The following is a 19,447-nucleotide window of genomic DNA, read 5'->3' as shown; positions in this document are numbered from 1 at the left end:
TTCCCTTTCAGTGCTTCCGGTTCCTGCGGCGCAGGCCCTTGAGAAGTGCGATGGCACCGGCGGCTGCGAGCAGAGCTGCTCCGCCGATGAGGTAGATCTGGCTTCCGGTTCCACCCGTGAGCGGCAGCGCCACCTGGGGCTTCTGCTCGTTGGTGTACGACCCGAGCGATTTGTCGAGTTCGGATCCGGAGACCGTGAACGTGTGAGGCGTGGCGTCGAGGATGTATCCAGCCGGGGCTTTCTTCTCCGTCAGCGTGTAGTCGCCCCATTTGAGGCCGGTGACCGAGAGCTTGCCCGTTGCCGGGTCCTTGTCGGCTCCGGTGCATTCACTCGCCGAGGAGGCTGCGCAGTCCTCGATCGTGAGCTCGGACCCGTCCGGTCCGGTCAGGGTCCACACCGAACCCTTGAGAGCGGTGCCGGATTCGTCGGTCTTGCCCCAGGTCACGGCACCGGTCTTCGCGGTGTTCGTGACGGTGCAGGTGACATCGTCGCCGGACTTCAAGGTCACCGAGCTCTTATCGGAGGTGACTGTTCCGGAGCCGGAGGACGGCTTGCACAGCCAGTCGGAGGCTTCGTAGCCCTTCAGAGCGCCGGTTTCGGAGAGAGCGTACTTGCCCGCCTTCACCTTTGCCTTGGTCACTTCGATCGATCCTGTCTTGCCTTCGATCGTCTTGTTGCCCGAGGCTGCATCGCCCGCGGCTTTGAGCGTCCAGTCGGTGTCCTTGGCAGTGCCGGCGGCGGCCTTGTTGTCGACCTTCTTCACTAGGGTCAGTGCGGTGTCGCTGACCTTGTTGAGGTAGGTACAGTCGACGTTGTCGCCAGGCTTGATGCCGGTGAGGTCGGTGCTCTTCTCGCTCGTGAGCTTCGTCGTGGTCTTGGACCCGTCGATTCGAGTGATGTCGCAGCTGCCGCTCTTGAACTCAAACCCATCCTGCTGGGTCTCCGAGATCGCAACGGTGGCCCGACCTGTGGTCTTTGAGAACTTCAGCCCCCATTTCGCATTGCCGTTCGCGTCGGTCTTCTGCGCGGCAGTAGTGGGACTCGATGTCACCGAGTCGGTGGTGGCTGTCGCTTTCGCACCGACCGTCCAGTCCTTGCCCGGTTTCTTGTTCTCACCGTTCTCGTCGACGACGTCCTTGTGGATGGAGACGTTGGCAGTCAGCGGAGCATTGGTGATCGTGCAGACCACGGCGTCACCGGTGCTGGGAATGGTCACCGTGCCCGAGGTTCCGGTACCGGAGGAACCCGAAAGTGCCTTGCCATCGACGGCGCACGAGTAGGTGCTGGCGTAGTCATTGAGATTCGTCGTCGAATTGCCCGCTGTCTCCGCAAACGTGAGGTTTAATCCACGCTTCGACGGGATCGGCCCGATTTTGTCGTCCTGGACGTTTATGGCGTTGCCTGTGGTTGTCGCCGGCCCCAATTCGGAGCCGTCTTCTTTGAGCGAGAGAGAAAACTGATCGCCCGGCTTTGATCGTCCTCCTTCGACATATTTCTGCAAAGTGACTGTCGCGGGTGAGGAGCAGGTCGCGAGGTCCGTGCTGCCGAAGCTCGACGCACCCGAGAACCAGTTGCTGTCGGGATTTGTCCAAGCAGGAGTGTTCCAGCGTGAAAAGTTCGCTCCTGCACCGAGGTATCCGTATCCCGCAGCATCAAATGCGACACCGTTGACATCGGGCGTCGTCGAGTATGGCCCCGAAAAGGAGGCTGTCACCGTATTGGATCCGCTCGCAGTATCGAGGTTGTTTTTGGCCACCGAGAAGATGCTCGTCTGGTTGCTCATGCCGCGAACTACGAAAAGATTGCCCTCGCTGTCGAAAGCCATATCTCCGTTGGCGACCGATCCACTGACGATATTTCGATTGGTGTTGATTACACCTTTGCGACTGATCGCCTTGGTCGATGGATCATAAGCATAGATTCCAAACTTCTTGCCGTCGCTGGTAAATCCGCCGAAGAAGAAGACGCCCGTGCTGAGGTCGACAGCACCACCCACGAACTGGAATTCAGTTACTGCGGAACCGGTATTCGCATTGGTCGTCTTCCACGTTCCAGTCAACCTGTCGAGCGAATAGATGGTTGCGGTACCAGCATTGTTCGTTCGTTCATACCCATAGATCGTCGCCCCATCCTTCCCAATGCCAAGACCGTTGAAGCTCGAGAAGTTGCTGGCCGCCACTATTTCAGAAGAGCTGCCATTCTTAACTTCCCGAAGCGCGCCCTTCGCCGAGACCGAATAGACAGCTCCTGGCTCGCAGGTGATCGAAACGGGTGCCGCCTGAGCCGGAGCGGCCGGCAGCACAATGGCGCCGCCGGCAGCAACCATGAGCACAGCTGTGAGTGCAGCCCACCAGGCGCGCACGCGCAGACCTAACCGGGTCATACATTCCTCATTTCGAAGTCGAGCAAGATGTTTCAGCTCGCTTCGAATCCCTGACCGCGCACGACTAGGTGCGATCAAGTTCGGGGATGGGGAAAGAGGAGCTGGTCGAACTCCTCCAAGCTATGGAATTGCAGACTCAACTACATTGCTCAGACCCCGCTCTTCAGCAATAGACAGGTAGTCCGAGGCCACCTGAGTAGTTTCGGTTTCGACTACTCAGTAGCTCGACTTTCAATTACTGAAGCATCTGCCCGGCCGCCGGAACACGGACCGATGGCGCGCGGCGAGCAGTCAGTCGCCGACGCTGCGGTCGATCATCTCGCGCACGATGTCCGCGTGTCCCGCGTGCCGGCTGGTCTCCAGGATCACGTGCAGGTACACCCACCGCAACGTCAACTTTCCGCCCGGCGGTACGTAGTCGAGGCTGTGCTGGGCGGCGATCTCTCGGGAGCGGTCGCACTCCTCCAGGTAGGCACCGATGACATCGTGCAGCTTCTCGTCCGGCTCCAACCGCAGGTCGGCCTCAGGGTCTGCGTCGGTCCACGGCGGTGTGGGCAGTTCCGCGGCGGGGATCTGCCCGATCTGCTCAGCGAACGCTCCCAACTCCACCCAACGCAGGTGTTTGATCAAGCCGCCGAGGCTGGTGCCGCTCGGCACTGGGCTGCGCCGAGCATCCTCCTCCGACAGGCCGCTGACTTTGCGCACGACGGCGTCGCGCAGATAATCCAGGAACGTCTCAAGCTGCTCGCGCTCGCTGGCGGCGACTACGCTGCCGAGGATCTCACTCGGTCTCGTCATGGGCTGAATGATACTCGCGTACCGAACCACGCAACAGGGGATATTCGGAGTCTTCGCAAGCGCCGACCGACCCCGATTGCACCCTCGATTGCGAAGAGCCGCGATCCCCCTCACGCAGGGTACCGAATTCACCCTCAAGACTGATCCGCTCAGGCCGGTCTCCGCATAGCGTTGAAGCATGATCACCTTGGAGAACATCAACCGCAGCTTCGGAGACAAGCAGGTGCTGCACGACCTCAGCTTCGACATCGGCGACGGCCGGATGACAGGCTTCGTCGGTTCGAACGGCTCCGGCAAGACCACGACCATGCGGATCATCCTCGGCGTCCTTGCCGCCGATTCCGGGCGCATCCTCGTCGACGGCACCCCTATCACCGCCGGCCACCGCAGCGCGATCGGCTACATGCCTGAGGAACGCGGCCTCTACCCCAAGATGCCGATTATCGATCAGCTGGTCTACCTCGCCCGTTTCCACGGTCTCACCCGCCATGCGGCGAAGAAGCGCGGGCTCGACCTCCTCGAACAGCTCGAGCTCAAGGGCGAGCCCACCGACACCCTTGAATCAGTCAGCCTCGGTAACCAGCAGAAGGTCCAGATCGCCGCGGCTCTCATTCACGACCCGCAGGCACTCGTCCTCGACGAACCGTTCTCCGGCCTCGACCCCGTAGCCGTCGAACGCACCCTGGGCGTCCTCACCGACTTTGCCTCCTCCGGCGCTCCGGTCCTCTTCTCCAGTCACCAGCTCGACCTCGTCGAACGTCTCGTCGACGACCTCGTCATCATCAATGACGGCCGCCTCGTCGCAGCTGGCACCACCGCGGAACTGCGCCGTCAGCGCAGCCTGCCCGAGTGGACGCTGCAGACGGATGCGGACCTCGGCTGGGTGCGTGGTCTGCCCGATATCTCCGTCGTCGAACTCGACGGAAATTGGGCCCGGTTCACAGCCCCGAACGCCGATACTGCCGAGGCGGTTCTGCGCAAAGCGCTCACCGTCTCATCGGTGTCGTCCTTCGCTCCGCATGAAGTCGCCCTCAACCGTCTCTTCCAGGAGGTCACGCAGGCATGAGCACCACCGATACGACCACCGCAGCCGACAGCACCCGCAAGGCTCCAGTCAGCACGAACCGAGCCGGATTCACCACCGCGATCGGGCTCGTCATCGAACGCGAGATCATGGTGCGAATCAAGTCGAAGGCGTTCATGGTTTCGACGATCCTGAGCATCGTCCTCTTCGGCGTCCTCGTCGGGGTCTCCGGGGCGCTGCCCTCTTTGTTCTCCTCCACGGACAAGGTGGCGGTCACCTCGGCGGGAGCGAAAGCCGTCGAGGGGATCGACGATATCGAGACCGTCGAAGTCGCTGACGTCGACGAGGCAAAAGCCCTGATCGCCTCCGAGGAGGTCGAATCCGCCGTCGTCGAATCCCAGGATTCGCCGACCGGGGTCGCAGTGCTGTCCCTGCGCTCGGCACCGGAATCACTCATCGGGGCACTCAGCCTCACCCCCGAGGTCGAACTCCTCGATCTCGACGCCCCCGACCCGGCGCTCACCTACTTCATCGGGCTCGGCCTCGGCCTGGTGTTCTTCATGGCGGCGATGACGTTCGGGAACACGATCGCTTCGTCAGTGGTGGAGGAGAAGCAGTCGCGGATCGTGGAGATCCTGCTCGCGTCCACGTCGGCGCGGGTGCTCATGTTCGGCAAGGTCATCGCGTGCACGATCCTCGCTTTCGCACAGATCGGACTCACCGCGATTGCGGTCCTCGCGGGCGCTGCCATCAGCGGAAACGACCTGGTGCTGGGCAAGGTCGCCGAACCGATCGCCTGGTTCGTCCCGCTCTTCATCGTCGGCTTCGTCATGGTCGCCGCCCTCTACGCGGCCGCGGCATCGATGGTCTCTCGCACCGAGGACCTGCCGTCGACGAGCACGCCGATCATGATGCTCATATTCCTCCCCTACATGGGCGTCATCATCTTCTCGTCGAACGAAACGGTCATGGCGGTGCTGTCCTACATTCCGTTCTCCGCGGCGGTGGCAGTGCCGATGCGAGTCTTCCTCGGCACCATCGAATGGTGGGAGCCGCTGGTGTCCCTGTTCATCCTCATCGTCACCACGCTGCTCGCGCTGCTGCTGGCCACGAGGATCTTCGAACGCTCGATCCTGAAGTCGGGACCGAAGCTGACCTGGGGACAGGCGCTGCGGCGGTGACAGCCTGACTGGCTGAGCACTACAGCCTCCTGTGACCTACAGCCAGCCGTTCTCTGCGGCGATCCGCGCGGCATCGGCACGGTTGCGGGCGTTCGTCTTCCCGATCGCCGAGGACAGTCGATTCCGCACGGTGCCGGCAGACAGATACAACTGAGCGGCCACCTCGTCGACGCTCGCCCCGTCGGCGGCCGCGCGCAGAACATCGGTCTCCCGCGCGGTCAGCGGTGACGCCCCGTGCATCGTCGATTCGACGACGAGTTCGGGATCGATGACCGACATCCCGGCCATGACCCGGCGTATCCCCTCGGCGAGGTGATCGACCGGAGCGTCCTTGACCATGAACCCGCTGACCCCGGCGTCCAGGGCACGTTTGACCCAACCGGGCCGCCCATAGGTCGTGACGATGATGACCTTGACCTCGGGAAACTTGTCCTTGAGAGTGGCCGCGACGGTGAGCCCATCGGGTTCGGGCATGTCCACATCGAGCAGCGCCACATCCGGTCGAGTCGCGGTGATCGCCGGCACGACCTCGGAACCGCGAGCGCACTGGGCGACGACCTCGAAGTCGGATTCCATGCCGAGCAGGGCGGCGAGCGCCTCACGGACCATGGTCTGATCGTCAGCGATGAGCAACGTCGTCACCGATCTCACCTCTCTCAACGTTGAGATCGGCATCGCCTGCGTCGAGTTCGCCGCCACCTGCGTCCTCGCGGGGACGCGCGAGGTCCGCATCCGCTCCTTCGACGATGAGTTCGAAATTTTCGTCGGTCTGCTGCGTTCGCAGACTCCCACCGAGTGCGCGTGCCCGACTCCGCAGTCCCTGCAGTCCCGATCCGGCACCCACCTCGCCGAGGTTGAGCTCCGTGACCGGGTGCGCGGGGTCATCGCGGCGACCGTTGTCGTTGCTGATGGTCAATCGATTCCTCTCGAGAACGATGGTGGCCCGTCGGGCTCGGGCATGCCGGAGGATGTTCGTACTGCCTTCACGCAGACTCCAGGCGAAGAGTTCTCGCAGCCGTGGGTCGACGACATCGACCGAGGTAGGAGCCTCGACCGTGATGTCGGCGGCGCGCAGCGCACGAGTCGCCTCGACGAGCTCCTCGGCCAGGGAGATCGTCCGTGTCCCCTGCACTGTGGTCCGGACATCGGCCAGCGCACCACGGGCGAGTTCTTCGATCTCGGCGATATGCCGAGCCGCATCAGGCGAGCCGGCCGCTTCGAGCTTCGCCGCCAGCTGCGCCTTGAGCGCGATGACGGTGAGCGAATGTCCGAGCACATCATGAACGACTTGGGACACGCGCAAGCGTTCGGCCTCCCGCTCGAGTCGCCGGTTCTCCTCTTCTGCCGCCCGTGCCGCGCGGGCTCGGTCGCCGGCCATGAGCGCCATGACCATGGCGAACCCGGAGATCGAGATCCCGAAGGTGGACGACCAATCGTGAGTCCACCCGGGGACGAGACGTTGGGCCGCCTCGGCGACGATGAGCGTCGATGCCGCAATGATGAGGCCAGGTATCACCCGCCGAATCGAGACGACGGAGAGGACGGAGATATAGGCGAGGAATGCCAGCGCCTGCTCACCGACGATGGGAACGGCCACCGCAGTGATGACGATCATTGCGATGATCGAAGCATTGACGATGATGAGCGCCCGGCGGGTACGGCGGGCGTGGGGATCGCGCATCGTGCGGGCGAAGGTGCCGAGACCGACCCCGCCGGCGATCATTCCGCCGTAGAAGATGACGGCGAATGCGGCGGTGAGGCTCACGCCCCAGATCCGCTGTGCTCCGCCGAGCTGGAACGATGCGCTCAGGGGGTAGACGAGGAAGACGAGCCAGAAGAACGGAAAGAACCAACTCATGAAGTTGAGCGAACGCAGCCCGACGGGCGAGGACTCTGCCCTCGCCTCACCGATGCTGTCGTGCGTGGTCACTGTGGTCCTTCCTCCGTCACTGTGCCCTGGCCGTCATGCTGGTCGTCGTGTTCGCGTCGTTCACGTATGCGGTGTCGTGGCCCGTTCGCGACCATTGGCCTCACACTCGTGCGGTGTCTCGGCGCAGGGCCCAGGCCGAACCTGCCACGAAGATCCCCAGCCACACGATCACGCTGACGATCGCCCAATGATCGTAACCCCCGCCAAGCGGTGCGCGGGCGATTTCGCCGACTCCGTACGCCGGGGTGAAGCGGGCGATCGTCTGCAGGGTGTCGGGCCAGATCTCGAGTGGAACGAAGAGTCCGCCGATGAGCGAGAGGATGCCGAGGACCATGCTGGCCACCTGGATCGCGTTCTCGGCCGGCAGCAGGTATCCGAGCATGACACCGAAAGCGGCGAAGACACCGGAGGCGAGGATGACGAGGAGACCGGAGGCGATGAGTGTGCCCAGTGGTGCGTGGACACCGGTGACGGCGGCAAGGACGAAGACGACGATGACGGACACCGCGCCGAGAGCCATGGACACGATCACTTTGATGAGGATGTAGGCCGCCGGATGCAACGGCGTCAGTGCGAGCTGCCGGCTCCACCCGAGCGCGCGTTCGATGGCGACCTGCGCACCACCCGTGGTGGTAGCGATCATCGCCCCATACGTGGCCAAGGAGACCGAGATGTAGAGCGCGGCGTCCGTGCTACCGAGCATCTCGCCCTTGTTCGTCAGGCCGAAGATGAGGTAGAAGACCGCGGGCATGATCATCGTGAAGATCAATGTGCGCCGGTTGCGCAGCTTCCGCAGCAGTTCGAGGCGCAGCAGGGTGACTGAGAATCCGCCGAGGCGGGGCACCCGTCGGTTCTCCAGCGAGGTGAGGAACGTCGCCGAGGCGGCGGTGCGGGTTTCGGTGTCAGTGAGCGAGTCAGTGTGGGCTGCGGATTCGGGGTGGGCAGCGGTGTCGGGGCGAACGGACATTTCAGGCTCCTTTCGAGGTAAGGCTGATGAAGGCGTCTTCAAGGGAATGGGAGGTGATCTCGAGGTCGGTGCACGCGTTCTCGAAGAGCATCTTCGCGGCTGCATCCGAGTCTGTGGTGCGCATCTTCAGACGTTTGGCAGCGACATCGATGGATTCGACACCGGCCAGTCCGCCGAGGCGATCGAGCAGGTCATTGACGCCCGATTCGGTGTTGTCGTCGGTCATCGGCAGGGTTGCGCTCACGGTCTTCGCTGCTGTCATGCCGCGGATCTCGTGGGCGGGTCCGTCGGCGACGACCCGGCCGTCGGCGACGAGAACGACGCGGTCGGCGAATTCATCGGCCTCTTCGAGGTAATGAGTGGCGAAGAGGATTGTCTTGCCGGTCAGGGCGTCTGCGCGCATCTGGTGCCAGAAGTCGCGACGGCCGGTGACGTCCATTCCGGTGGTCGGTTCGTCGAGAACGATGAGGGCGGGGTCCGGCAGCAGGGCCATGGCGAAGCGCAGGCGCTGCTTCTGCCCGCCGGAGCATTTCTTCACCACCGAATCGGCGATGTCGGTGATCCCGGCGCGTTCGAGGACGAGGTCCGTGTCGAGGGAGGAGGCGAAGATCGCCGAGGTGTAGTCGACGGTTTCGCGGACGGTGAGGTCATCGAGCAGTCCACCGGTCTGCATCACCGAACTGACGAGCCCGAGCGCGACCGCTCGCCGAGGCGGCATCCCGAAGATCTCGACTGAGCCGCCATCTGGTCGGCTGAGTCCGAGGAGCATGTCGATGGTCGTTGTCTTACCAGCCCCATTGGGTCCGAGGAAGGCGACGACTTCGCCGGGGCGAATGTCGAGGTTGAGGCCGTCGACGGCTGTCAATTCGCCGAAGCTCTTGGTCAGGCTGGTGAGGTTGACTGCCGACGGGGCGTCGGGTGCCGTTCGGGTGGGAGGGGCTGTGTGAGTCGCTGTCTGTGAAGTCATGTCCACAGACTAGAAATCAGCGGCCGAGTGAGCAGATGCCATTTGTCACCGAGGCGGGGGTGCCATTTGTCATCGGTTCGCAGAACTGATGCGGAGACGCAGAGACCGAACTGCGAGTTAACTCAGGCTTCACGTTCCCTCCACTCGCCTTGTGTGAATGCTGAGTAGGTTGGAGGCCGTCTGCTCGCACACGACGCTCACGCACCCGGCCGAGCCCTGCCTCCGGCACCGCTCGAATCGTTACGACGCCTCCTCTTCGGTGAGCGCCTGTGCACCTCAACGAAAGGACTGCACATGGCCAGGACAACCCTGCGACTCGCCGCGGCAACCGGCGCGCTCAGCCTCGCACTCTTCGGATTCGCAAGTCCCGCCTCGGCGGCAGGAATCGACGAACCCGGCGGAGCCCGCCAACTCGACGGCGACAACACCGACGCCATCCGCGACGCGGTCGAGGACTCCGGCGCGAAGAACGTCATCCTCCTCATCGGCGACGGCATGGGCGATTCGGAGATCACCGCCGCCCGCAACTATGCGAGGGGCGCCCATGGTCGCTTCGACGGCCTCGACGAACTGCCGCTGACCGGGCAGTACACGACCTACGCGGTGGACAGAGACTCCGGCAAGCCGGACTATGTCACTGACTCCGCGGCCAGCGCCACCGGGTGGTCATCAGGCACGAAGACCTACAACGGCGCTCTCGGCGTCGACCGGACAGGCAAACCGCACAAGACTCTCATCGAGATGGCCCGCGCCAGGGGCATGAAGACCGGCGACGTCTCGACCGCGGAGATCCAGGACGCGACTCCGGCCGCGCAGCTCGCCCACATCAGCCAGCGCGGCTGCTACGGCCCCGAGGAGACGGCCAAGGACTGCGCGGACGAGACACTGGAAAACGGCGGTCTCGGCTCGATCAGCGAGCAGATCCTCAATGCTCGTGCCGATGTCACCCTCGGCGGCGGTTCGGCGTCCTTCGAGCAGAAAGCCACCGCCGGCGATTGGAAGGACAAGACGCTGCGTGAGCAGGCGGAGGAACGCGGCTACCAGCTCGTCGACGACTCCGATTCACTCGATTCCATCACCGAGGCGAACCAAGATGCACCGGTGCTCGGTCTCTTCACAGAGGGCAATTTCCCCGTTCGCTGGGAGGGACCGAAGGCCACGCACGGAGGCGGCACCGAACCGGCCGTGAAGTGCAAGAACAACCCGGAGCGCACCTCGGACGTACCGAAGCTCGACCAGCTGACGAAGAAGGCTGTCGACCTGCTCGACAATGACAAGGGCTTTTTCCTCCAGGTCGAGGGAGCGAGCATCGACAAGCAGGATCACGCAGCCAACCCGTGTGGTCAGATCGGTGAGACCGTCGACCTCGACGAGGCGGTCAAGGCCGCCCTCGACTTTGCGAAGGAAGACGGCGAAACTCTCGTCATCACCACCGCCGATCATGCTCACACCAGCCAGATCGTCAGTGCCGGTTCGGACACCCCGGGTCTCACCCGGACCCTGACCACCGCCGACGGCTCGGAGATGACGATGAATTACGCGACCGCTGACGAAGAGGAGTCGCAGGGCCACACCGGAACGCAGCTGCGCATCGCCGCCTACGGTCCGGGCGCCGCCAATGTCGTCGGGCTGACCGACCAGACCGACATGCACTATACGATCGCCGACGGTCTGGGACTCGACCCCGACGCCGAAGTGCCCGGCGACCCGGGCGACGACGCGAACGGCAATGACGACTCGTCCGGTTCCGACGATGCGAACGGTTCCGACGATGCTGCGGGATCGTCCGATGCCGGTGGCAATGACGGCGCGGCTGGTACCGAGGACTCGAACGCATCCGAGGACGCCAACGGGTCGTCTGATTCTGCCGGAGGCGGTGCCGCTGCGAACGGCGGCTCCGAAGGCGGCGAAGGCAATGCCTCGACCGGCGGAGGAGATGAAGGTCCGGGTCTGGCCGGCGGTGGCGGCGGAACCCTGCCGCGCACCGGCGTCGAGATCGGTGCCGCGATCTTCTTCGGCGTGGCCGCGATCATCGGCGGATCGGCTCTGATCCGCATGGCCAAGCGCCGCGGAATCCTCCCCGCCTGACACCAGCCCGACCACAGCCCGACCGCGAACGGTGCCGGATTCTTCCCAGCGAAGCGTCCGGCATCGTTCGTCGTCTCCACAGGTCGACCTGGCAGAGTAGGCCCATGGAACCCATCGAACTTCCGCTGACCACCGACCGACTGCGGTTGCGCACCTATGTCGAATCCGACGTCGAGGAGCAGCTGCGGATATTCTCCCGCGAGGACGTCTCCCGGTTCCTCCTCGAAGATCCCTGGACCGCCGAGGTGGCCCGGACCAAGGTCTCAGAACGCATGCAGCGCACGGGGCTCGAGACCGAATCCCGTGCCCTGGCCCTGGTCATCGAGACGGCCTACGGTCTCGATTCTCTTGAAGGTTCGCACGTCATCGGCGACATCGCTATCTGGCTCGACAACGACAGTGAGCAGAAGGCCGAGATCGGCTGGATCCTCGATCCGGCCGCCAGTGGCCACGGGTTCGCCACCGAGGCGGCCATCGCGGTCCTCAATGTCGCCTTCGACCACTACGGCCTCCACCGGGTGTTCGCGCAGATGGATTCCCGGAACACCGCCTCGGCGAATCTGGCTCGCAGGATCGGGATGCGGGAGGAAGCGCACCTGCGCAAGGACTGGTGGTCGAAGGGCGAATGGACCGACACCCTCATCTTCGGGATGCTCTCCAGCGATCGGCAGACAGCCTGACTGCTCCGTTCCAGACGCCGGTCCGACCCGAATTTCTGAGATCTCGGACTCTTTGTGCCAGCTTCCGTATTCGCCCGCCACCCCGGTGTGAGAATCTGAGGTGGCCGTGGAGCCGGGTCCGTCGATCGCATCGGGGCCGAGGCGGCCACGGTCAGTCGAGAGAAGAGGACAGCAGACACCGATGGCTCCAGCCGACAAGGACCGCAACGAGGCGCTCCCCAGCGACGCAAACGCTGACGGATATGAAGAGAACGCCGGCCTGCACAGGGGCCTGACCGCCCGACATATCCGCTTCATGGCCCTCGGTTCCGCCATCGGCACCGGCCTCTTCATGGGATCTTCGGAGTCGATCCAAGCCGCAGGACCGGCAGTGCTGCTCGCCTACATCATCGGCGGTGCCGCCGTCTTCATGGTCATGCGCGCCCTCGGCGAACTCGTCGTCCGCCACCCCGTCTCCGGCTCCTTCGGCCAGTATGCCTCCCGCTACATCCACCCCTTTGCAGGCTTCCTCGTCGGCTGGACCTTCGCCTTCGAGATGGTTCTCGTCGCCGTCTTCGACGCCACTGCGGTCGGCGTGTACATGGGCTTCTGGTTCCCGGGCGTCCCCCGGTGGATCTGGGTGCTCGCCGTCGTCTTCTTCATCGCCGCGATCAACATGATCGGCGTCAAGGTCTTCGGTGAACTCGAATTCTGGTTCGCACTCATCAAGATCGTTGCGATCATCGCCCTCATCGCCGCCGGAGTAGCCATCATCATCTTCGGCTTCGGCATCGCTGACCACGACCAGATGGGCCCGCAGGCCCTGTTCGACCACGGCGGCTTCTTCCCCAACGGGTTCTGGGGTCTGCTCTCATCGTTCACCATCGTGATGTTCGCCTTCGGCGGCATCGAGATCATCGGCGTCACCGCCGGAGAGGCACAGAATCCGAAGCAGGTGCTGCCGGCCGCCATCAACTCGGTGCCGGTGCGCATCCTCCTCTTCTACGTCCTCACCCTCGGCGTGATCATGTGCATCCTGCCGTGGAACCAGATCACCTCCGAGATCAGCCCCTTCGTCGCGATCTTCGACTCCGTCGGCTTCAGTGCAGCGGCCGCCATCCTCCAGGTCGTCCTCATCACGGCGGCCCTGTCGGCCATCAACGCCGACATCTTCGGCGCCGGCAGGATGCTCCACGGCCTCGCCGAACAGGGGCAGGCTCCGCGGTCCTTCGCCCGCACCTCGCGCAATGGCGTGCCCGTGATGACCGTGGTGACGATGATCGTCGCGCTGCTGGCAGGCGTCGTCCTCAACTACCTCTACCCCGACCAGGCCCTGTTCCTCCTCGGAGCTCTGGCCACCTTCGCCACGGTGCTCGTGTGGCTGATCATCCTCGCTTCCCATATCCGGATGAAGAAGGTGATCGCCGAGGAGGCTCGCCTTCCCAGCGAATTCCCCATGCCGCTGTGGCCGGTGGGATCGTGGATCACCGTCGCGTTCATCGTCTTCGTCGTCGTCATGGTCGGCATCGTCCCCGACTCGCGACCGGCCCTGTGGGTCGGTCTGCTGTGGGTCGTCGCGCTGTGGCTGTGCTATTTCGCCTTCGTCCGGGGTCAGGGCCGCCGACCCTACGAGCTCATCGACCGTACTGAACCCATGGGGTCCGGACGGAACTGACGGCACTGCTCGCAACTCTCCGCAACGTCGTCACTTCTCACGGCGTCCGGCGGCGCAGGGTGAGCGACCCGATGGTGATGGCTCCGACGATCCAGCAGGCGATGAAGAGCACCCGCAGCCAGATATAGGCGTCATCCTCGTTGCCGGTCGATACGGCATCCAGCGCATCGATCGCGTGAGAGAGCGGCAGCCAGTCGCCGATCACCTCGAGCACATCCGGCAGCTGATCGCGCGGAAGGAAGATTCCTCCGAGCAGGATCTGCGGGAATACGAACACAGGCATGAACTGCACGACCTGGAACTCCGTGCGGGCAAAGGCGCTGGCCAGCAGGCCCAGCGCCGTGCCGAGCAGGGCGTCGGCGATCGCGACGACGAAGAGCAGCCCGACCGAACCCTCGATCTCCAGACCGCACACCAAAGTCGCATAGCAGACGGCCACGGCCGTCTGCACCACGGCGAGCAGCCCGAATGCCAGGGTGTATCCGAGGATGAAATCGCCGCGGCCCAGCGGCATCGACAGCAGCCGCTCCAGCGTTCCGCCCCGACGTTCGCGCAGGGTCGCGATGCTCGTGACGAGGAACATGACGATGAACGGGAAGAGCGCGAGCATCGCCGGACCGATGTCGGCGAATACCTCGGTCTCGTCGAAGATCCACGCCACCAGGCCGATGAGCAGGCTGGGCACTATGAGCAGCAGGGCGATCGTGCGCGGGTCGTTGCGGATCTGGGTGAGCACACGCCCCGTCGTGGCCAGGGTGCGCATCGGGTTCATCGCCGACCTCCCTTCTTCGTCCCGCGGCCCCGCCGATCGTGGCTTGGTCTACCGTTGCCGTTCGCGTTCCGGGAGAGCAGATGGGTCCCCGGCCGGCGTCCGTGCCCGGCAGGTCCTTCACCGGCCGTGTCCTTCTCGATGATGTCGAGGAACGCCTCCTCCGCCGAGGCGGCCCCTGTGCCGGCGAGCAGATCGTGCGGTGTCGTGTCCGCGATGATCGCGCCCTCCCGCATCAGCAGCAGCCGGTCACAGCGTGTGGCCTCATCCATGACGTGGCTCGACACAATCAGCGTGGTCCCCTCCTCGGCGAGCCCGCGGAAGAGATCCCACAGATCATTGCGCAGCACTGGATCGAGTCCCACCGTCGGCTCATCGAGGACCAGCAGGTCCGGAGAACCGAGCATTGCCGCGGCGAGGGACACCCGGTTGGCCTGACCGCCGGAGAGCGTCCGGGCCAGCTGATCGGCCTGCCCGATGAGGTCCGTGCGTTCGAGCACCCGGTCGACATCGGTTTTCGGAGCTCCCTGCACCCGTGCGAAGTAGCGCAGATTCGCCCGCACACTGAGGTCATCGTAGATGCTCGCCGACTGGGTCATATAGCCGACGCGATGCCGCAGATCTGCCGAACCGGCAGGTCGGCCGAGCACCTGCACACGTCCGCCCGCGACGATCTGCACGCCGACGATCGCCCGCATCAGCGTCGTCTTCCCGCTGCCGCTGGGACCCAGCAGACCGACGATCGCACCCCTGGGCACATCCAGATCCAGTGAGTCGATGACGGTGGAACGTCCCCGCCGAATTGTCAGCCCTCGTGCTTCCACCGACTTATTCATCATGTGCTGAATATGACATCCGAGAGTGCTCCGGTCAAGGGTTCTCACGGAGAGATTTCATGACCGCCGCCCTGCCGCCGATGAGCGGTACGTGCACGACCGCCGTTCGGGCTCACATCGAGTCGCCGACTCCATCGAGATGCCCCTGCACCGCCGGCGCCAGGCGCGCGGTGAGGTCGTCGACCGGCATCGATGCCAGCGGTTCGAGTTCGAGGACATGGCGAAACATGAGCGCACCCGCCATCTGCGTGAGGACGAGCGTGGCCCGCAAATCTGCTTCGGCGCGGTCGACGCCTCCGTCCGCGATCCTTCCCGCCACTGCTCCTTTGAGCTCGCGCAGGAGAAATTGTCTGATCAGTCGGCCGGCTGCCGAATCGCTCACCGCAGAACGCAGAACGGTCACCCCGATCGACTTCACGCTTGTCTGCTCCCAGGCGCTGAGCACCGTGTGCACGAGAGACTCGCCGAGGCGGTCGACCGAGACGTCCAAGGCCGAGCGGATGATGCGGTCCGGCCGCACGGGAAGCTTGACGACTTCCGCGAAAAGGCCGGCCTTGGACTCGAAATAGTGGTGGACGAGTGCGGAGTCGACCTGGGCGCGACGGGCGATTCCACGGATCGACGCCTTGTCGTAGCCCTTCTCAGCGAACTCGGCCGAGGCGGCATCGGTGATCGCTGTCCGCGCCTCACTGCCGTTTTCCTTACGGGGGCGCCCCCTTCGACGGGGCCCCGGCTTCACATCCGCCATGCTCCCCAGAGTATCGTGAGGCCCAGTTGCAAAAGGTCTGCACAACGGTCCTCCGAACCGAGCAAAGGTCTGGGAAACGGGCCTCTGTTTGGTCAGAACCACCTCGGCGGGGGTCCTAGCGTGGATGTAGCAGCAGTCGTATGAAAGGTTTTTCGGTTCACATGTTCAGGCAGTCGTCGAAGTTGGCCAATGTCCTCTATGACATCCGGGGACCCGTCCTCGAAGAGGCCCAGGCGATGGAAGCCGCCGGGCACACGATCCTCAAGCTCAACATCGGCAACCCTGCCCCCTTCGGATTCGAAGCCCCCGAGGCGATCGTCCAGGACATCGCCGCGAACCTGCCCGTGACGCAGGGCTACTCCGACTCGCGGGGAATCCTCTCCGCCCGCCGCGCCGTCGTCCAGTACTACGAGACCCGCGGCATCCACAATCTCGGCACCGACGAGGTCTTCCTCGGCAACGGAGTCAGCGAGCTCATCACCCTCAGTCTGCAAGCCCTGTGCAACCCCGGTGACGAGATCCTCGTGCCCGGACCCGACTATCCGTTGTGGACCGCCTCGGTGGCGCTGTCCGGCGGCACCCCCGTCCACTACCGCTGCGCGGAAGAAGACGCCTGGCAGCCGGACCTGGACGACCTCGAATCCCGGATCACCGAACGCACCCGCGGAATCGTCGTCATCAACCCGAACAACCCGACCGGTGCGGTGTACTCGAAGGAGACGCTGCAGAAGATCGCCGACATCGCCCGCCGCCACGGCCTCATCGTCTTCTCCGACGAGATCTACGAGAAGATCACCTACAACGGCGTCGAACTCGTCAACATGGCCACTCTCACCGGCGACGACGTTCTGTGCCTGACCTTCTCCGGACTGTCGAAGGCCTACCGGGTCGCCGGCTACCGTTCCGGCTGGCTGGCGATCACCGGACCGCTGGAAGAGGCGCACAGCTACCTCGAGGGCATCAAGCTGCTCGCGAATATGCGCATGTGCTCGAACGTTCCGGCCCAGCACGCAATCCAAGCGGCCCTGGGCGGGAAGCAGTCGATCGACGACCTCGTTCTACCGACCGGCCGCCTCGGCGCGCAGATGCAGGTCGCCCACGAGGGGCTCAACTCGATCGACGGTGTCTCGGCCCACCGGGCTGACGGTGCGCTGTACATGTTCGCAAAGCTCGATGTCGAGAAGTTCGGCATCACCGACGACGAGCAGTTCGCCCTCGACCTGCTGCGCGAACAGAAGATCCTCGTCTCCCACGGCACGGCCTTCAACTGGCCCAAGCCCGACCATTTCCGACTCGTCACCCTGCCGTCCGTCGAGGTGCTCACCGAGGCGATCGAACGCCTCGACACCTTCCTCTCCGGCTACCGGCAGGTCGCTCCGACGACGTGCGAGCTGCCCGTCGTGCGCGAGCCCGAGCACGCGGGAGCACCCGCGGCCGGCTGACGGCCACGACCGCTCAGGCGAAGCACCCATCCGATGCCGGGTGCGGCGGAGGCACCGAGCCCCTGCGACACTGGTCTCATGACAGAGATCGATGATGAGTCGGGGACCGTGTCCGCCACCGCCGTGGCCGAGATCGTCAGAGCTCTCTCCCGCGGGATAGATCTCGACCGGGCGGCCCTATCCCGTGGTCTCGGGGACCACCACGACCTCATCGAATCCTTCTCCGATCTGTCGGCGACCATGACCCGGTGGAAGCAGAAAGATCGCGAGCGTTCGGCTCTTTTGGAGAGCGCTTCAGAGCTCATCCGTGTGCGAGACACCGAGAAGCTGCTGCAGAAGCTCGTCGACCGTGCCCGAACACTCATCGGATGCGATATCGCCTACCTCTCCCAGTACTATCCGGAGACCGACGACCTGCGTGTTCAGGCAAGTCGCGGAGCGATCTCGGCGAATCTCAAAGAACTGCGTGTGCCTCCCGGCGTCGGACTGGCAGGACAGGTCGTGCGCGATCGCGCCGCACAGTGGACGTCGAACTACGATCTGACCCGGCTGCCGCACGAAAGACGCGTCGACTCCGCGGTGAAGGCCGAGCGCATGGAATCACTCCTCGGAGTGCCGATGGTCGTCGACGGCGAAGTCCTCGGCGCCCTCTTCGCGGCCAACCGCTACCCACATGACTTCACTACCGACGAGATCACCCTGCTGTCGGCTCTCGCGGACCACGCTTCCGTGGTGCTGAAGACGGCGCAGCTGATGGGAGACCTCGCAGAGGCGGCCCAAGCCTCCGCGGAAGCCGAGGAGACGGCAGCCGCGCAGGCCAGCACCCTCCAACGGCTCGTCGAGGTCGAGGAGCAGCTGACGCAGCTCGTCCTGCAGGGACAAGGAGTCCCCGCAGTTCTCGACGCTATCTCCGAATTACTCGAGGCCGACGTGATCGTCGTCGACAGCGGGCGTCTGGGCTCTCCGAGATTCCCCGCCGATGAGGCGTTCTTCGACGGCATCACGGTGGACGATGCTGACGTCCGAACGGCACTGAGTCACAGCCGGGCGACTGGCCGAAGCGCACAGGTCGCTGGTGCACAGCACATGTACGTCGCCTCGGTGGCGTCTCACCGCCGACAGCACAGCGCACTGTTCGTGCGTTTCAACGACGAACCGGCGGACGGCGACGCGAACATCGTCGCCCAGGCGGCGCAGACGCTAGCGCTCATCCGAATGAACGAACAAGCCCGGGCTGATGCCGAGAACCGAGTCCGTGGAGAACTCGCAGTCGACATCATTGCCGGCACTCGTGATCTCAGTGAGCTCGAGGCCCGTTCCCGAACCGGCAGCTTCAGCCTCTCCGGACCCTGGAGACTCATGACGATTCAGGGCGACATCGAAAACGATGACCGCATCGCCGCTCGCCTAGTCCGCGTCGAGCCGCGCATTCTCATGACGCAGCGATCCCCCGGGATCACGGTGCTCCTCCCCAGCGCCGTGATCCGCGACAGGCCCACCCTGGACACCCTGTTCGAAGAGTCGGGCTCCCTCGACAGTTCGCTGGTGATCATCTCCGACACCGATTACGACAGGAATCAGCTGCGCACTGCCGAGGACGAAATGTGGTCTTGCATCCGCGTCCTCAATTCCCTCGGCATCAGCGAAGGAATCTTTCCCACGGAAGATTTCGCGCCTTACACCGCAATGTTCGGCACCGCGCCGGAGCAGACGGAGAGATTCATGCAACGGATGCTCGAGCCGCTGCGCCGATGGGACCGAACCCATTCAGCCGAGCTGATCTCGACGCTGCGGGAATACTTCGAGTCCGGGATGAACATCCGCAGAACCGCGATTCAGATGTCAGTGCATGTCAACACCGTCAAGCAACGGCTTGAGAGAGCCGATCTCGTGCTCGGTCAGGAGTGGAGGACACCGGAGCGGGCGTTCCGCCTCCAGGTCGCGCTCCGCCTGGACAAGCTGAAGTCATCTTCCTAAGCT

17 protein-coding genes are annotated in these 19,447 nt (G+C 64.2%); 8 read left to right on the top strand and 9 right to left on the bottom strand.

Going from position 1 to position 19,447, the window contains the following annotated elements; all coding sequences use genetic code 11:
* Positions 1-7: 7 nt before the first annotated feature.
* Positions 8-1,501, bottom strand: coding sequence for a SpaA isopeptide-forming pilin-related protein (locus ACU4IU_RS09835; RefSeq protein WP_446657589.1), 1,494 nt, complete (start codon positions 1,499-1,501; stop codon positions 8-10).
* Between the two features lie 37 nt (positions 1,502-1,538).
* Between ACU4IU_RS09835 and ACU4IU_RS09830 the strand changes: the two genes are divergently transcribed.
* Positions 1,539-1,913, top strand: a complete 375-nt coding sequence (locus tag ACU4IU_RS09830; protein ID WP_259357950.1) for a hypothetical protein — start codon at positions 1,539-1,541, stop codon at positions 1,911-1,913.
* Positions 1,914-2,674: 761 nt separating this feature from the next.
* Here the strand turns inward: ACU4IU_RS09830 and ACU4IU_RS09825 are convergent.
* Complete coding sequence (locus ACU4IU_RS09825; RefSeq protein ID WP_259357951.1) at positions 2,675-3,181, bottom strand: DinB family protein; 507 nt, start codon at positions 3,179-3,181, stop codon at positions 2,675-2,677.
* A 178-nt stretch (positions 3,182-3,359) separates the two neighbouring features.
* Here ACU4IU_RS09825 and ACU4IU_RS09820 point away from each other — a divergent pair, with 178 nt between their 5' ends.
* Both ACU4IU_RS09820 and ACU4IU_RS09815 read left to right on the top strand, forming a co-directional pair.
* Positions 3,360-4,247: an ABC transporter ATP-binding protein gene (locus ACU4IU_RS09820; protein ID WP_446656602.1), complete on the top strand. Its 888-nt coding sequence runs from the start codon at positions 3,360-3,362 to the stop codon at positions 4,245-4,247.
* Positions 4,244-5,386, top strand: coding sequence for an ABC transporter permease (locus tag ACU4IU_RS09815; RefSeq protein WP_446656601.1), 1,143 nt, complete (start codon positions 4,244-4,246; stop codon positions 5,384-5,386). The genes ACU4IU_RS09820 and ACU4IU_RS09815 overlap by 4 nt, the downstream gene beginning before the upstream one ends.
* 36 nt (positions 5,387-5,422) lie before the next feature.
* On the opposite strand, the gene ACU4IU_RS09810 is transcribed toward ACU4IU_RS09815, so the two are convergent.
* From ACU4IU_RS09810 to ACU4IU_RS09795, 4 genes are all read right to left on the bottom strand, one after another.
* Positions 5,423-6,028, bottom strand: coding sequence for a response regulator transcription factor (locus tag ACU4IU_RS09810; protein WP_218973609.1), 606 nt, complete (start codon positions 6,026-6,028; stop codon positions 5,423-5,425).
* On the bottom strand, positions 6,006-7,316 hold the full coding sequence (locus ACU4IU_RS09805; RefSeq protein ID WP_446656600.1) for a sensor histidine kinase: 1,311 nt from the start codon (positions 7,314-7,316) through the stop codon (positions 6,006-6,008). The genes ACU4IU_RS09810 and ACU4IU_RS09805 overlap by 23 nt, the downstream gene beginning before the upstream one ends.
* A 100-nt stretch (positions 7,317-7,416) precedes the next feature.
* Positions 7,417-8,283: an ABC transporter permease gene (locus tag ACU4IU_RS09800; protein ID WP_446656599.1), complete on the bottom strand. Its 867-nt coding sequence runs from the start codon at positions 8,281-8,283 to the stop codon at positions 7,417-7,419.
* A 1-nt stretch (position 8,284) separates the two neighbouring features.
* A complete protein-coding gene (locus ACU4IU_RS09795) occupies positions 8,285-9,250 on the bottom strand; it encodes an ABC transporter ATP-binding protein (RefSeq protein ID WP_446656598.1) in 966 nt (321 codons plus the stop codon).
* Between the two features lie 294 nt (positions 9,251-9,544).
* Here ACU4IU_RS09795 and phoA point away from each other — a divergent pair, with 294 nt between their 5' ends.
* The 3 genes from phoA to ACU4IU_RS09780 all read left to right on the top strand — a co-directional run bounded on the left by phoA (position 9,545) and on the right by ACU4IU_RS09780 (position 13,672).
* A complete protein-coding gene (gene phoA / locus ACU4IU_RS09790) occupies positions 9,545-11,338 on the top strand; it encodes an alkaline phosphatase (RefSeq protein WP_446656597.1) in 1,794 nt (597 codons plus the stop codon).
* A 104-nt stretch (positions 11,339-11,442) separates the two neighbouring features.
* Positions 11,443-12,018, top strand: coding sequence for a GNAT family N-acetyltransferase (locus tag ACU4IU_RS09785; RefSeq protein ID WP_446656596.1), 576 nt, complete (start codon positions 11,443-11,445; stop codon positions 12,016-12,018).
* 181 nt (positions 12,019-12,199) lie between these two features.
* On the top strand, positions 12,200-13,672 hold the full coding sequence (locus ACU4IU_RS09780; protein WP_446656595.1) for an amino acid permease: 1,473 nt from the start codon (positions 12,200-12,202) through the stop codon (positions 13,670-13,672).
* Between the two features lie 37 nt (positions 13,673-13,709).
* Here ACU4IU_RS09780 and ACU4IU_RS09775 read toward each other — a convergent pair whose 3' ends face one another.
* The 3 genes from ACU4IU_RS09775 to ACU4IU_RS09765 form a co-directional block, all read right to left on the bottom strand.
* Positions 13,710-14,444, bottom strand: coding sequence for an ABC transporter permease (locus ACU4IU_RS09775; protein WP_446656594.1), 735 nt, complete (start codon positions 14,442-14,444; stop codon positions 13,710-13,712).
* On the bottom strand, positions 14,441-15,280 hold the full coding sequence (locus ACU4IU_RS09770) for an ABC transporter ATP-binding protein (protein ID WP_446656593.1): 840 nt from the start codon (positions 15,278-15,280) through the stop codon (positions 14,441-14,443). Before ACU4IU_RS09770 ends, ACU4IU_RS09775 begins: the two co-directional genes overlap by 4 nt.
* Before the next feature lie 109 nt (positions 15,281-15,389).
* On the bottom strand, positions 15,390-16,025 hold the full coding sequence (locus ACU4IU_RS09765; protein ID WP_139909394.1) for a TetR/AcrR family transcriptional regulator: 636 nt from the start codon (positions 16,023-16,025) through the stop codon (positions 15,390-15,392).
* 161 nt (positions 16,026-16,186) lie between these two features.
* Between ACU4IU_RS09765 and ACU4IU_RS09760 the strand changes: the two genes are divergently transcribed.
* Both ACU4IU_RS09760 and ACU4IU_RS09755 read left to right on the top strand, forming a co-directional pair.
* Positions 16,187-17,467, top strand: a complete 1,281-nt coding sequence (locus ACU4IU_RS09760; protein WP_446656592.1) for a pyridoxal phosphate-dependent aminotransferase — start codon at positions 16,187-16,189, stop codon at positions 17,465-17,467.
* Positions 17,468-17,545: 78 nt separating this feature from the next.
* Complete coding sequence (locus ACU4IU_RS09755; RefSeq protein ID WP_446656591.1) at positions 17,546-19,444, top strand: helix-turn-helix domain-containing protein; 1,899 nt, start codon at positions 17,546-17,548, stop codon at positions 19,442-19,444.
* The last annotated feature ends 3 nt before the right edge of the window (positions 19,445-19,447 follow it).

Source organism: Brevibacterium sp. CSND-B09 (genome assembly GCF_052906525.1).
The sequence above is the reverse complement of the archived record's forward strand: the minus strand, read 5'-3'. Positions and strand labels throughout refer to the sequence as shown.

Coding starts and splice junctions, on each gene's coding strand:
- ACU4IU_RS09760 (WP_446656592.1), top strand. CDS start 16,187: ATGTTCAGGCAGTCGTCGAAGTTGGCCAATGTCCTCTATGACATCCGG.
- phoA (WP_446656597.1), top strand. CDS start 9,545: ATGGCCAGGACAACCCTGCGACTCGCCGCGGCAACCGGCGCGCTCAGC.
- ACU4IU_RS09755 (WP_446656591.1), top strand. CDS start 17,546: ATGACAGAGATCGATGATGAGTCGGGGACCGTGTCCGCCACCGCCGTG.
- ACU4IU_RS09785 (WP_446656596.1), top strand. CDS start 11,443: ATGGAACCCATCGAACTTCCGCTGACCACCGACCGACTGCGGTTGCGC.
- ACU4IU_RS09800 (WP_446656599.1), bottom strand. CDS start 8,283: ATGTCCGTTCGCCCCGACACCGCTGCCCACCCCGAATCCGCAGCCCAC.
- ACU4IU_RS09770 (WP_446656593.1), bottom strand. CDS start 15,280: ATGATGAATAAGTCGGTGGAAGCACGAGGGCTGACAATTCGGCGGGGA.
- ACU4IU_RS09815 (WP_446656601.1), top strand. CDS start 4,244: ATGAGCACCACCGATACGACCACCGCAGCCGACAGCACCCGCAAGGCT.
- ACU4IU_RS09825 (WP_259357951.1), bottom strand. CDS start 3,181: ATGACGAGACCGAGTGAGATCCTCGGCAGCGTAGTCGCCGCCAGCGAG.
- ACU4IU_RS09780 (WP_446656595.1), top strand. CDS start 12,200: ATGGCTCCAGCCGACAAGGACCGCAACGAGGCGCTCCCCAGCGACGCA.
- ACU4IU_RS09795 (WP_446656598.1), bottom strand. CDS start 9,250: ATGACTTCACAGACAGCGACTCACACAGCCCCTCCCACCCGAACGGCA.
- ACU4IU_RS09820 (WP_446656602.1), top strand. CDS start 3,360: ATGATCACCTTGGAGAACATCAACCGCAGCTTCGGAGACAAGCAGGTG.
- ACU4IU_RS09765 (WP_139909394.1), bottom strand. CDS start 16,025: ATGGCGGATGTGAAGCCGGGGCCCCGTCGAAGGGGGCGCCCCCGTAAG.
- ACU4IU_RS09775 (WP_446656594.1), bottom strand. CDS start 14,444: ATGAACCCGATGCGCACCCTGGCCACGACGGGGCGTGTGCTCACCCAG.